Origin of the sequence: Methylobacterium amylolyticum (assembly GCF_030700245.1) — a bacterium.
In the GTDB taxonomy this organism is placed as follows: domain Bacteria; phylum Pseudomonadota; class Alphaproteobacteria; order Rhizobiales; family Beijerinckiaceae; genus Methylobacterium.
Genome location: NZ_JAUYZI010000037.1, coordinates 33067 through 45611, shown reverse-complemented (window position 1 = coordinate 45611; position 12545 = coordinate 33067). Strand labels below are relative to the sequence as shown.

Genomic DNA, 12545 nt, shown 5'->3' with positions numbered 1-12545 from the left:
CGGCTACAAGCCGCGTTCGAGACAAGAAAAAAGGCCACCCCCGTGAGGGAGCGGCCCGAAGTCTTGGGAGGAAACGCCCTCAAAGAAGGGCAGCCGGACCGCGACGCCATCGCGACCCGACGCGACAGACCTAAGCCGCTGCACTGCACCCTGCAACCCACCGAAGGTTGAACGGCGTGCATGACAGCGGCTTTTTCGTCGCCCATGTGCGCAAGCACACCATGGCTCCGCGCAAGCACACCGTGGCTCGTCGGTCCGGAGCCCGGTCGGGGAGCGGCCGGTCCCGTCAGGGCGGTCGCCGGCCTGGTCAGCCTTCCTCAACCTTAGCCGGTCGTTAAGGCGTGCGTGCCTAGCCTCGGGGCAGAGTCCCCGTACCGCGTCCGGTCCCGCATGCGCTCGCTTCGCCGTCCCGCGTCGCCCTTCGAGACCTTCGTCGACGGCTTCCGCCCGTTCATGGGCAAGCGTCTGACGGAGCTCGGCGGGCTCGTGCTGTTCACCGGTGCCGTCGCGCTGACGGTGGCGCTGGCCACGTGGTCGATCGACGACCCGAGCCTCAACCACGCCACCGACCACCGCGCCCACAACGTGCTGGGCCAGCCCGGCGCGGTGCTCGCCGACCTCGCCATGCAGATCTTGGGTCTGGGCTCCCTGGCCTTCGTGCTGCCGCCCGCGCTCTGGGGGGTGCGGCTGATGCGCGAGCGCGAGCTGCCGCGCGGCGGCCTGCGGGTCAGCCTATGGATCATCGGCTTCTGCGCGGCGAGCGCGGTGGCGAGCGCCCTGCCGCCCACCGCCCGCTGGCCCCTGCCCACCGGACTCGGCGGCGTGACCGGCGACGCCCTGCTCGCCGCCGCCCGCGGGGTGGTCGGAATCGTGTCCACCGGCCTCGGCCACCTCGTGGGCTTCGTCTACGCCGGGATCGCCATCCTGAGCCTGACGGGGGCCTGCCGCTTCCCGCCGGCGGAGGAGGACGAGGCCGTCCTCGACGAGCCCTACCCCGCCCGCCGGGCTCCGGACCGGCGCGGGGCCCGCGGCGAGCGCGAGGACGACGAGCCGGGCCTCGGCCTCGTGGGCGTCGGCGCCGTGGCGCAGGGACTGATGCGGGCGCGCTCGGCGGTGGCCGGGCGGGTCGAGGCGTGGCGCGAGGGCCGCGCCGAGAGCTACGGGGCGGACGCCGCCTCGCCGGTCACCGCCGCGCGCCTCGCCTTCTCCGACGCGGAGCCCCCGTGGGCCGAGCACGCGCCGCCGGCGCAGACCCGGCGCGAGCCCGCCTTCGACGCCCCCGCCCGGACGCCGCGCGCGGCCCCGGTGCTGCACGACGACGAGCTGGACGAGGCGGAGCCGGACCCGGTCGCGCCGCGGCCGCAGGCGTCCCCGTCGCGAGTCTCGGCCCCCGCCGCCGCGCCGGTCCCGGCCCGCCGCCCGTCGGCGCCGCCGGTGCGGTCCGAGGATTACGAGCTGCCCGACCTCGACCTCCTGGCCGAGCCCCGGGGGCCCACCCAGGCCAGCCTGATCTCCGCCGACGCCCTGGAGCAGAACGCGACCCTGCTGGAGGCGACGCTCGGCGATTTCGGCGTGCGCGGCGACATCCTGGCGGTGCGCCCGGGCCCGGTCGTCACCCTCTACGAGCTGGAGCCCGCGCCCGGCACCAAGTCCAGCCGCGTCATCGCGCTCGCCGACGACATCGCCCGCTCGATGTCGGCGGTGTCCGCCCGCGTCGCGGTCGTGCCCGGCCGCAACGCAATCGGCATCGAGTTGCCGAACGCCAAGCGCGAGACGGTCTTCCTGCGCGAGCTGCTGGCCTCGACCGACTTCGTCGACACGCAGCAGAAGCTCGCGCTGTGCTTGGGGAAAAACATCGGCGGCGAGCCGATCATTGCCGACCTCGCGCGCATGCCGCACCTGCTCGTGGCCGGCACCACCGGCTCGGGCAAGTCGGTGGCGATCAACACCATGATCCTCAGCCTGCTCTACCGACTGAAGCCGGAGGAGTGCCGACTGATCATGGTCGACCCGAAGATGCTGGAGCTGTCGGTCTACGACGGCATCCCGCACCTGCTCTCCCCCGTCGTCACCGACCCGAAGAAGGCGGTCATCGCCCTCAAATGGGCCGTGCGCGAGATGGAGGAGCGCTACAAGAAGATGGCCAAGATCGCCGTGCGCAACATCGACGGCTACAACGCCCGCGTCGCCGAGGCCGCCGCCCGCGGCGAGGTGCTGACCCGGACCGTGCAGACCGGCTTCGACCGGCAGACCGGCGAGGCGGTCTACGAGGACGAGGCCATGGACCTCGCGCCCCTCCCCTACATCGTGATCGTGGTCGACGAGATGGCCGACCTGATGATGGTGGCGGGCAAGGACATCGAGGGGGCGATCCAGCGGCTGGCACAGATGGCGCGGGCGGCGGGCATCCACCTGATCATGGCCACGCAGCGTCCGTCGGTGGACGTGATCACCGGCACGATCAAGGCGAACTTCCCGACCCGGATCAGCTTCCAGGTGACGAGCAAGATCGACAGCCGGACGATCCTGGGCGAGATGGGCGCGGAGCAGTTGCTGGGCCAGGGCGACATGCTGTTCATGGCCGGCGGCGGGCGCACGACGCGGGTGCACGGCCCGTTCTGCTCGGACAGCGAGGTCGAGAGCGTGGTCGCCCACCTCAAGCGCCAGGGCCGACCCAGCTACCTCGACGCGGTCACCGCCGACGACGAGGAGGGGGCGCCCGAGAAGGGCGGCAAGGGCAAGGGGACGCCCGAGCTCGAGGTCGACGGGACGGTGTTCGACGCGGGCGCCTTCGGCGAGGCCGGCGGCGATCTCTACGAGCAGGCGGTGCAGGTGGTGCTGCGCGACGGCAAGGCCTCGACGAGCTACATCCAGCGCCGGCTCCAGATCGGCTACAACCGCGCCGCCTCGCTGATGGAGCGGATGGAGACGGAGGGCATCGTCGGCCCGGCCAACCACGCCGGCAAGCGCGAGATCCTGGTGGAGGACGCGGCGGTCTGAGGGGCGGCCTCAGCCGACTTCGAGGCTGGCGAGGCCGTAGATCTGCCCGAGCGGCAGGTCGGGCGCCGGGCCGCGATACATGCGCGCCGTCTCGAAGACCGGGCTCAGGCCGTGGCGCTCGGCGAGCCGCGCCGCCGCGGCGTTCGGCTCGGGCGCGTCGAGCGCCAGCGGTTCGCCCGGCGCGCAGGTCGCCGACAGCGCCGTGAACAGCGCCTCGGCCAGATCCTCGCGCTCCGCGAACAGGGGGCCGATCCGGTGGCCCTCCCGCGCGGGCCGCACGACCCCGTAGCCCGCGATCCGGCCGTCCACCCGCGCGACGCGGACGCCGTGACCCGGCGCCTTGATCCAGGCGCGGGCGAAGGCCGGCCGCCGGCCCGGGACGTGGCGGGCGTCGAAGGCGACGAGGGCGTCCGGATCGCGGGCTACGGGGTCGCGCGGCCCCACCCGCGGATCGGTCGGGCGCGGCTGTCCGGCGGGGCCGGCGAAGCGGATATTGCGGTGGGCGGTCGCGAAGCCGCCGCGTCGGTAGGTCCCCTCGCGGGCGAGGACACCGTCCAGACCCACGATCCGCGCCCCGGCGCGGGCGAGACCCGCCGCCCAGAGGGCGCGGCCGTGCCCCCGCCCCCGCAGGTCGGGCCGGACGATGTAGAGGCCGAGGAAGGCGAAGCGCGCGTCGTAGGCGGCGACGCTCAGGGTGGCGACGACGTCCCCGGCGAGCGTGCCGACCAGGAAGCCGGCCGGATCGAGGGCCCGGAACAGCGGCCCGTCCGACAGGCCGGGGTTCCAGCCCTCCCGGGCGGCCCAGTCCATCGCCGTCCCCGTGTCGGCAGCGTCCATTGGGCGGATCTGCAACGGCGTGCTCATCGCTCCCGTCTCCGGCGACGCGCGGGCGGACGCGTCCCGCCACCCTACATGCGTCCCTCTCCTGCCGGGAACAGCCATGCGCCTCCTCGCCGCCGCCCTCGCCATCACCCTCGCCGCCTCGGCCCGCGCCGGGGAGCCGGACCCGGCCGTCCTGCGCGACCTCGCGCCGACCGGGACGCTGCGAACGGCGATCAACCTCGGCAACCCGGTCCTCGCCGCCGAGGGCCCCGACGGGCCGCGCGGGGTCTCGGTCGATCTCGCCCGGCGCTTGGCGGAGCGCCTCGGCGTACCGGTCCGCTTCGTCACCTATCCGGGGGCGGGCGCCGTCTCGGGCTCGGCCGGGTCGGGCGCCTGGGACATCTGCTTCCTGGCGATCGACCCGAAGCGGGCGGAGGGCATCGCCTTCACCGCCCCCTACGTGCTGATCGCCGGCAGCTACCTCGTGCCCGCCGCCTCGCCGATCCGGGCGACGGAGGCGGTGGATCGCGCCGGCATCCGGGTCTCGGTCGGCCGCGGCAGCGCCTACGACCTGTTCCTCACCCGGGCCCTGACGCGCGCGACCCTGGTCCGGGCGCCGACCTCGGCCGAGGCCGTGACGGCCTTCGCCCGGGACGGGCTCGACGTGGCGGCGGGCGTCCACCAGCCGCTCGCCGCCTACGCCGCGTCGCATCCCGAGACGCGGCTGCTGCCGGGGCACTTCATGGAGATCCCGCAGGCGATGGGCCTGCCGCTCGGTCGGGAGGCCGGGGCGGCCTACCTCGCGCGCTTCGTCGCCGCGGCGAAGGCGGACGGGTTCGTGGCGGAGCGGCTGCGGGCCAGCGGGCAGGATCCGGGGCTGGCCGCGCCCTGAGACCTCCTCGCGGGGCTGCGGATCGGGCGCTCCGCGGTCCCCCTCACTTCCCGATGCAGAAGCCCGCGAAGAGGCGGTCCAGCACGTCCTCGACGCCGACATGGCCGCCGACTTCCCCGAGCGCCCGGACGGCGAGCCGCAGGTCTTCCGCCGCGAGTTCCGGCAAGGCGCGGCCGGCGCCGGCCAGCAGCCGGTCGAGATGGGCGAGCGCGGCCTCCAGCGCCGCGCGGTGACGGGTGCGGGTGATCAGCGCGTCGCCCGCGCCGAGACCGGCTTCGGCCTCCAGCCGGACGGCGTCGAGGAGTGCGGGGAGCCCGGCGCCGGTCCGCGCGGACACGGTCAGGCCGCCCTCCGTCGAGCCGGGGCGGAGATCGCCCTTGGTCCTCACGGTGAGCGTGCGCGCGCCGGCCGCGCCGAGGTCTGGCGCCGCGCCGTCCGGCGGCACGAGCGCCAGGACGAGGTCGGCGTCGGCGATGCGCGCCCGCGTCCGGCCGATGCCCGCGACCTCGATCGCTTCGTCGGTCTCGCGCAGGCCGGCGGTGTCGACGAGCACCACCGGCAGGCCGCCGAGGTCGAGCCGCACCTCGATCGCGTCGCGGGTGGTGCCGGGCACGTCCGAGACGATCGCCACCTCGCGCCGGGCGAGCGCGTTGAGGAGCGTCGACTTGCCCGCGTTCGGCGCGCCCGCGAGCACCACGAAGAAGCCGTCGCGCAGGCGCTCGCCGCGGCGCCCGTCCGCCAGCGCCGCCGCGATCGCCCCGCGGAGCGCCTCCGCGCGCCCGAACAGCGCGGCGTCGAGGCCCGCATCGTCCACGTCGCCCTCGTCGGAGAAATCCAGGGCGGCCTCGGCGCCCGCGAGGCAGTCGATCGCCTCGGCGCGCCACGCGGCGACCTGCCGGCTCAGCGCGCCGTCGAGCTGCCGCAGCGCCTGACGGCGCTGCCCCTCGGTCTCGGCGTCGATCAGGTCGGCCACCGCCTCGGCCTCGGCGAGGTCGAGGCGGCCGTTGAGCACGGCGCGGCGGGTGAAGGCGCCCGGCCCGGCGGGTCGGCAGCCCGGCAGCCGGGCGAGGGCCGCCAGGACCCCGGCCCGCACCGCGAGGCCGCCGTGCAGGTGCAGCTCCGCCATGTCCTCGCCGCTGTAGGTGTTCGGCCCGGGGAAGAAGGCGACCAGCGCCGCGTCGAGCACCCGCCCGTCGGCGGGGTCGCGCAGCGTCCGCAGCGACAGGCGGCGGGGAGCCGGGACGCCGCCGCCGAGCGCGATCAGCACATCCCGCGCCGCCGGGCCGCTGACGCGGATCACCGCCACGGCGGCGCGCCCGAAGCCGCTGGCGGGGGCGAAGAGGGTGTCGGTGTCGGGGGCTGACATCGCGGCAGAGGGTGTGATGGGGGTGCGGCGTCCCGTCCGCGAACCCCGCATCCCGGGGGGCGGGGCCGGGACGCGTCGCCTGCGGAATCCGCCGGCGCGCGGGCCGTTCGACGCGAGCCCGGGAGAGCCCGCTGTCCGCGATGCCACCTGTATCATGTCGGCGGCCATCGAACAGCCGCACCCGCGGCGCAGGCGATGGTGGAGACCCGCGACGCCCAGGAGGATCGATGCCGTCCGTGACCCGCCGCACCGTCGGCCTCGCGCTCGGCGCGCTGGCCGTCCCGACCCTGGCCGTCCCGCCCCTGCTGCGCCCGGCCCGGGCGGCGGAGGCATCCCTCGCCGAGATCGAGCGCCGGGTCGGCGGCCGGCTCGGCGTGTCGCTCGGCTGGGCGCCCGATGCGGGGGCGACCCCGCTGCTCGCCCACCGGGCGGACGAGCGCTTCCCGATGTGCAGCACCTTCAAGGCGCTCGCCACCGCCGCCGTCCTGGCGCGGGTCGATGCGGGCGCGGAGTCGCTCGACCGGACGCTGACCTTCGGCCCCGCAGAACTCCTGAGCTACGCGCCGGTCTCTCGCAAGGCGATGGGCGCGGACGGGGTCGGGCGGATGACGGTGGACGCCGCCTGCGCCGCCTCGGTGGTGTGGAGCGACAACACCGCCGCCAACCTGCAACTCGCCACGCTCGGCGGTCCGGCCGGGCTCACCGCGTGGCTGCGCGGGCTCGGGGACGGCACCACCCGCCTCGACCGCACCGAGACCGAGCTGAACACCGCGATCCCGGGCGACCCGCGCGACACCACGACCCCGGCGGCGATGCGCGAGACCCTCGGCCGCATCCTCCTCGGCCCGGTCCTGTCCCCGGCCTCCCGGGATCGGCTGGAGGGCTGGATGGTCGGGGCGCAGACCGGCTTCAAGCGGCTGCGCGCCGGCCTGCCCGCGGACTGGACGGTGGGCGACAAGACCGGCAGCGGCGACAACGGCACCGCCAACGTCGTCGCGCTGCTGCGGCCGCCGGGGCGTGCGCCGCTGATCGCGGCCGTATATCTCACCGGGGCGACGGCGTCGGCGGCCGAGATCGACGCCGCCTACGCCGAGATCGGCCGGCTGGTGGCGGCCGCCGCGGGAGGCCGCTGACCGGACGGGGCATGGTCCAGAAGACGACGCGCGCGACCCAGGCCCTCGACCGCGCCGGCCTGCGCTACAGCCTGCACGCCTACGCCTACGACGGGGACGCGCCGCGCATCGGCCTCCAGGCCGCGGAGGCGCTGGGCGTGGCGCCGGGGCGGGTGCTGAAGACCCTGATGGCGGCGGTCGACGGGCGGACCGTCTGCCTGCTGGTCGCCTCCGACCGCGAGGCCGCGATGAAGCGGGTCGCCGCCGCGTTCGGCGGCAAGACGGCGGCTATGCTGAAGCCCGCCGACGCCGAGCGGCTGACCGGCTACCACGTCGGCGGCATCAGCCCGCTCGGCCAGAAGCGCGCGTTCCCGACCGCGGTCGACGCGGGCTCGCTCACCGAGCCGGCGGCGGAGATCCACGTCAACGGCGGCGCCCGCGGCCTTCAGATCCGGCTCGCCGAGGGCGACCTCGTGGCGGTGCTCGGGGCGCGGGTGGCGCCGCTGACCTGAGGGACGCCGCCTAATCGCTGCGATGGACGCGGACGTTTCTGCGGGCTCGTGCGAGGGCGACGAAGCGGTGGCGCAACGCGGCGAAGAAGCGTGGCGGGAGAAAGCCGTAGGCGACCGATGCGTCGCCGCGCCCCTCGATACGGCGAAGGTCGGGCCCTGGCCAAGCGAAGTCGTTGCATTCGGAGAGGACGACCCAGGACCGTTCCGCATCGAGGCCGAGATGCCGCTTGATCGCGGGCGGTAGTTCGAGCGCCGCTTCGGGGTCGGCAGGCGGCGCGTGGGTCACCGGCACGACGAGCACGCGGCGTTGCCCGGCTTCCGTGCCCAGCGAGAGGACGATGGCGCAGGGGCGATCCTTCACGCCTTCTTCGCGTCCAGCCCGGTGTTCGCGCAGCCAGAGATAGGCGTAGCGGACGACGAGACCGGGTTCGGGTTCGGGAAGCCTCACGGTCTCCAGGCGGGGATCAGTGCGTCGAGCGACGCGTGTCGCCCGTCCATTTCGGTCCGCTCGATCCTGTCCAGTACGGCGTCCGGCAGGTCGGCCGACGCGACGACGCGACGATCCTGTCGCAGCAGGCGCGCATATTCCTCGGCGGAGAGCAGCACCAAGCGGTCCGCGCCATCCCGGGTGATGGTGATCGGTGCCGTGAGCGCCCTGTCGGCGAACGCCCCGAAATCATCGAGCAGGTCGCTCGCGCTCACACGGGTGGGATCGTCCATGGGTGGTCCCCTGTCGCGGAACCGCATCATACGACGATCCAGCGCGGCTCCAAGCGGCGCTTCGCGTTGGCCAGCGCTCCGAACACGGATCCGCGAGACACCGCCTCCGCTCGTCTCTACGCCGGATCTGCTTGGCATCCCGTCATCCCGCGGCGCCGGAGGCGAGCCCGGGATCCGGAAGCACCGTCGGCCGCCCTGCCTGGCACGCCCTTCGGCTGCGGGTTCCGGGCTGCGGTGCGCGGCCCCGCACTGACGGCGGTGCCGACTGGCCGCCGGGGCGGCACGGCGGCGATCCGAATTCGGCGTCCTGTCGCATCGGCGCTCCGAGTCGGGATCGGGAGCGCCCGGATCCCGGCGCGACGCGGTGCGGCGCCGGTAACCGCTCATTTACCCTACCCCGTCACGCTCGCCGCGATGCGGGGGATCGGGATGGCGATGCGGCGGGGATTGCGGACGGCGGCGGCGCTCGCCCTGCTCGCCGGGCCGGCCGGGGCCGCCGACCTCGACGGGCCGTCAGGCTACGGACCCGGGCCGGGCGGCGCGCCGCGCTTCTTCCCGCGCGGCGACGGCAGCGAGAGGCGGTCCCGCGTCGGCGCCCTCCCCCGTCCGCTCCCCGTCGGCTGCATCCCGCGCCGCGCGCCGGTGCCGACCAACGCGCCCGACGATCCGAGCTACGTCGGCTCCGCCTACGGCCTCGGGCACCCGAGCTACTACGGCTTCACACCGCCGCTGGGTGTCGACGACCCGTTCGGCCGCTCGCTGCTGCCCTACTGCCCCTGACGGCCGGCGCCCCGCGCGGCTGGCGCGGGCCGGCGGAAGCGCCTAGATCAGCGCCCCGGACCCTCCGGAGCCCCACCCGTGACCGATTCGGCGCCGCTGCACATCTCGGACCTCGCGCGCCTGCGCGAGACGGTCGCCGGCTGGCGCCGCGCCGGGGAGCGCGTGACCCTGGTGCCGACGATGGGCGCCTTGCACGAGGGCCACGTCGCCCTCGTCGCGGAGGCGCGGCGGCTCGGCCGCCGGGCGGTGGCGAGCATCTTCGTGAACCCGACCCAGTTCGGCCCGGCCGAGGATTTCTCGCGGTATCCGCGCGTGCTGGACTCGGATCTCGACGCCCTCGCCCGGGCGGGCGCCGACGCGGCCTGGATCCCCTCCGTCGAGACCATGTACCCCGCCGGCTTCGGCACGCGGGTGGAGGTCGCCGGGCTCACCGAAGGCCTGTGCGGCGCCTTCCGGCCGGGGCACTTCTCCGGCGTGGCGACGGTGGTGACCAAGCTCCTGAACCAAGTGCGGCCGGACGTGGCCCTGTTCGGCGAGAAGGATTTCCAGCAGTTGCGGGTGATCCAGCGGGCGGTGGCGGACCTCGACCTCGACATCGAGATCCGCGGCGTGCCAACGATCCGCGAGGCGGACGGCCTCGCGCTGTCGTCGCGCAACCGCTACCTGTCGCCGGAGGAGCGCGCCGTGGCACCGCGGCTCCACGCGGTCCTCGCCGAGGTGGCCGCGGCCGCCCGCGACGGTGCCGCGGTCGCCGGTCCCGTCGCGGCGGGGACCGAGGCGCTGACCGCGGCGGGCTTCCAGGTGCAGTACCTCGCGGTCTGCGACGCCGGCAGCCTCGCCCCGGTGGCGCGCGTCGCCGGCCCCGCCCGGGTCCTCGTGGCCGCCCGCCTCGGCCGGACGCGGCTGATCGACAACGTCGCCGTGTAGCGCCCGGGGGCGGGGATCTCCCGTCCGTGCTTCGGCTCGGCCCGGCCAGCGCGCGGGCCCCGGAGGTTCTGCTGCCCCAGATCGCCGCGCGCGCCGGGACGGTCGGACACGAACCCGTCGGCCGGGACCGGCGTCACACCGCCCGGCGCAGGACGGACCGGAACGACCGGCGCTCCGGCGGCGGCTCGGCGGGCGGCGGGTCGGCCGGGGGCGGAGCGGCCAGAATCTCGGAGCGGACGGGCCGCGGCGGCGCGAAGGCGATGCCCTGCGCGAAGGGCACGTCGAGGTCGATCAGGTCCGGCACGTCGGCCTCGGCCTCGACGCCCACCGCGACGAGGCGGAGCCCCGCCCGGGCCAGCGCCGGGGCGAGATCCTCGGCGGCGATGTCCGACCGGCCGGGTCCGCTCCGCAGCAGCAGGTCGGCGGTGACCTTGACCTGGGTGACGCCCAGGCCGGCGAGATCGCGCGCGTCGACGTGCAGGTCGTCCGCCCGATCGAGGCCGACGCCGATACGGCCGCGCAGCGCGGCGAGCAGGTCCCGCTGGCCCCCGTCGAGGCCGCGCCAGCTCGCCTGCGAGAGCGCCACCGTGAGCCCGGCCAAAGCGGGATCGTCCCCGGCGAGGCGTCCGAGTTCGCGCAGGAAGCCGGGCTCGAACAGCGACAGGGGCGACAGGGCGTAGCCCACACCCGCCTCGCTGCCGCGCCGGGCGAGATGGCGCGTGACGGTGGCGGCCCGCTGGAGCATCCGGCGATCCAGCTCGGTGGTGCGGCCGTGGCGTTCCAGGGCGGGTAGGAAATCCGGCGGGCCGGCGAGCCGCTCGCCCACCCGGAGACGCGCAAGCGCTTCGTAAGCGACGACCTTGCGCTGCGGCAGGGTGACAATCGGCTGGAGGTGGATCTCGAGGTCGCCCGCCTCGAAGGCGCGCAGAACCTGCCCGTCGTCCGGCGGGGGCGCCGTCACCCGTCGCGGCGGGATCGGACGCGCGGGGGGCTCGGCCTCCGGTTCGGCCCGGATCCGGCCGGCGGCCGGGTCGATCGGGGCCGGCGCCGGGACGGTCGAGGGAGCGGATACCACCGGGAGAGCGGGAACGGCCGCGGGTGGAGGGGCGACCTCGAACGGTGCCGGCCGCAGCTCGGGGGGCGGGGCCGGCGGAGGTAGGGCCTTGAGGCGGGCGATCTCTCCGTCCTGGCTGCGGACCACGGCGGTCAGGTCGCGCAGGATGCCGCTGAGCAGGCCGATCTCGACGGTCAGCTCCTCAACCTCCGTGCGCAGTTCCTCGTCCCGCGGGGGCGGGTCGGGCGGGGCGGCCTGGGCGCGCTCGGCCTTCAGGAGGCGGCTGGAGAGGAGGTCGATCTCGGCCGAGAGCTTGTCGCAGCGCGCCCGCAGCGTCGCGGCGCGGGCCTGGGCGAGCCCGGCCGCCACCACGGCCGTCACGCCCAGCGCCAGGGCACCCCAGGCCGGCGCCAGCGCCGCGATGGGTCCGATCACCACGATGCCGATGAGGCCGGCGGTCAGCAGTCCCGCGTGCCGGCCGAGGACCCGGGCCATCGAAGGAACACCTGTGAGGGGCGCATGCCGGCCGCGAGCCGTCCCGCGGAAAGAAGCCGGCTGTCCAGCGTTGTCGCCGAGGCGAGGACACACGGCAAGCCGCGGATCCGGCTCACCCCCCGGATTTCCGGCGGGTGTGTTCTCCGGACGCGCCGCGACGACGATGGGGACAACACGATGGACGTGACGCGGGCGGATCTGGTGATGCGGGTCGAGGGCATGACCTGCGGGGGCTGCGCCGCCGCCGTCACTCGGACGGTGCAGCGGATCGATCCGGGTGCAGCGGTCGACGTGGATCTCGCGGGGGGCCGGGTCGCGATCCAGACGTCGGCACAGAGCCTGACGATCGCCGAGGCGCTGACCAAGGCCGGGTACACGGCGACGGCGATGACCGGCTGAGGCGGGACGCGCTGTTTCACGTGAAACAGGGGTGCGTCGGCGGGCCGATCACGCGCACCACTCGGCGGGCTTCCGGTCGGCTCCTTGGAAGCTGCTGGCCCGGCGGCTTGGGATGAAGAGTGGTTGGGACGCCCCCGTCTCGCTATACCGTTATGAGGACCTTGCTCTGATCCGAGACCTTGGTCGCCACGACGGGTAGATAGGCCGCCGACGGCCGGGGCCATCCATCAGGGTTCCGAAATCGGGTGAACGACCCGCAACCTGTGATACCGTTTCCGGGTGAACCGTTCGGTGATCCGGTCCCGCACCGTCATCGCGAGCCGTAGGCGAAGCGACCCAGGGCAGCGCGCGTTCGTCGGACGTTGGCGCCACTGGATTGCTTCGCTCCGCTCGCAAAGACGGAGAGCGTCGATCCCGAACCTTCAGCCCGAAGCCCTATCACGTGCAGTCCGTCATTCCGGGCCCT

General features: G+C 75.1%; 12 protein-coding genes. 7 read left to right on the top strand and 5 right to left on the bottom strand.

Annotation, left to right across the window (positions count from 1 at the left end; genetic code table 11):
• Window positions 1-390: 390 nt before the first annotated feature.
• Window positions 391-3000, top strand: a complete 2610-nt coding sequence (locus tag Q8W71_RS22955; protein ID WP_305527731.1) for a DNA translocase FtsK — start codon at window positions 391-393, stop codon at window positions 2998-3000.
• Between the two features lie 9 nt (window positions 3001-3009).
• On the opposite strand, the gene Q8W71_RS22950 is transcribed toward Q8W71_RS22955, so the two are convergent.
• Window positions 3010-3864 carry a GNAT family N-acetyltransferase gene (locus Q8W71_RS22950; RefSeq protein WP_305527730.1) on the bottom strand — a complete coding sequence of 285 codons (855 nt, stop codon included), beginning with the start codon at window positions 3862-3864 and terminating at the stop codon, window positions 3010-3012.
• Window positions 3865-3940: 76 nt separating this feature from the next.
• Between Q8W71_RS22950 and Q8W71_RS22945 the strand changes: the two genes are divergently transcribed.
• Window positions 3941-4714, top strand: a complete 774-nt coding sequence (locus tag Q8W71_RS22945) for an ABC transporter substrate-binding protein (RefSeq protein ID WP_305527729.1) — start codon at window positions 3941-3943, stop codon at window positions 4712-4714.
• Window positions 4715-4757: 43 nt separating this feature from the next.
• Here the strand turns inward: Q8W71_RS22945 and mnmE are convergent, their stop codons facing one another.
• Window positions 4758-6080: a tRNA uridine-5-carboxymethylaminomethyl(34) synthesis GTPase MnmE gene (gene mnmE, locus Q8W71_RS22940; RefSeq protein ID WP_305527728.1), complete on the bottom strand. Its 1323-nt coding sequence runs from the start codon at window positions 6078-6080 to the stop codon at window positions 4758-4760.
• A gap of 227 nt (window positions 6081-6307) precedes the next feature.
• On the opposite strand from mnmE, the gene bla reads away from it, so the two are divergent.
• Both bla and Q8W71_RS22930 read left to right on the top strand, forming a co-directional pair.
• Window positions 6308-7213, top strand: a complete 906-nt coding sequence (gene bla, locus Q8W71_RS22935) for a class A beta-lactamase (protein ID WP_305527727.1) — start codon at window positions 6308-6310, stop codon at window positions 7211-7213.
• A gap of 11 nt (window positions 7214-7224) precedes the next feature.
• Window positions 7225-7704 carry an aminoacyl-tRNA deacylase gene (locus tag Q8W71_RS22930; protein ID WP_305527726.1) on the top strand — a complete coding sequence of 160 codons (480 nt, stop codon included), beginning with the start codon at window positions 7225-7227 and terminating at the stop codon, window positions 7702-7704.
• 10 nt (window positions 7705-7714) lie between these two features.
• Here the strand turns inward: Q8W71_RS22930 and Q8W71_RS22925 are convergent, their stop codons facing one another.
• Together Q8W71_RS22925 and Q8W71_RS22920 are read right to left on the bottom strand one after the other, a co-directional pair.
• A complete protein-coding gene (locus tag Q8W71_RS22925) occupies window positions 7715-8152 on the bottom strand; it encodes a hypothetical protein (RefSeq protein WP_305527725.1) in 438 nt (145 codons plus the stop codon).
• Complete coding sequence (locus tag Q8W71_RS22920) at window positions 8149-8424, bottom strand: type II toxin-antitoxin system Phd/YefM family antitoxin (RefSeq protein WP_305527724.1); 276 nt, start codon at window positions 8422-8424, stop codon at window positions 8149-8151. The genes Q8W71_RS22925 and Q8W71_RS22920 overlap by 4 nt, the downstream gene beginning before the upstream one ends.
• A gap of 435 nt (window positions 8425-8859) precedes the next feature.
• On the opposite strand from Q8W71_RS22920, the gene Q8W71_RS22915 reads away from it, so the two are divergent.
• Window positions 8860-9204, top strand: a complete 345-nt coding sequence (locus tag Q8W71_RS22915) for a hypothetical protein (RefSeq protein WP_305527723.1) — start codon at window positions 8860-8862, stop codon at window positions 9202-9204.
• A gap of 78 nt (window positions 9205-9282) precedes the next feature.
• Window positions 9283-10131 carry a pantoate--beta-alanine ligase gene (gene panC / locus Q8W71_RS22910; RefSeq protein ID WP_370875509.1) on the top strand — a complete coding sequence of 283 codons (849 nt, stop codon included), beginning with the start codon at window positions 9283-9285 and terminating at the stop codon, window positions 10129-10131.
• 133 nt (window positions 10132-10264) lie between these two features.
• On the opposite strand, the gene Q8W71_RS22905 is transcribed toward panC, so the two are convergent.
• Window positions 10265-11680 carry an EAL domain-containing protein gene (locus Q8W71_RS22905; RefSeq protein WP_305527722.1) on the bottom strand — a complete coding sequence of 472 codons (1416 nt, stop codon included), beginning with the start codon at window positions 11678-11680 and terminating at the stop codon, window positions 10265-10267.
• Between the two features lie 177 nt (window positions 11681-11857).
• Between Q8W71_RS22905 and Q8W71_RS22900 the strand changes: the two genes are divergently transcribed.
• A complete protein-coding gene (locus tag Q8W71_RS22900) occupies window positions 11858-12079 on the top strand; it encodes a heavy-metal-associated domain-containing protein (RefSeq protein WP_305527721.1) in 222 nt (73 codons plus the stop codon).
• Window positions 12080-12545: the final 466 nt, after the last annotated feature.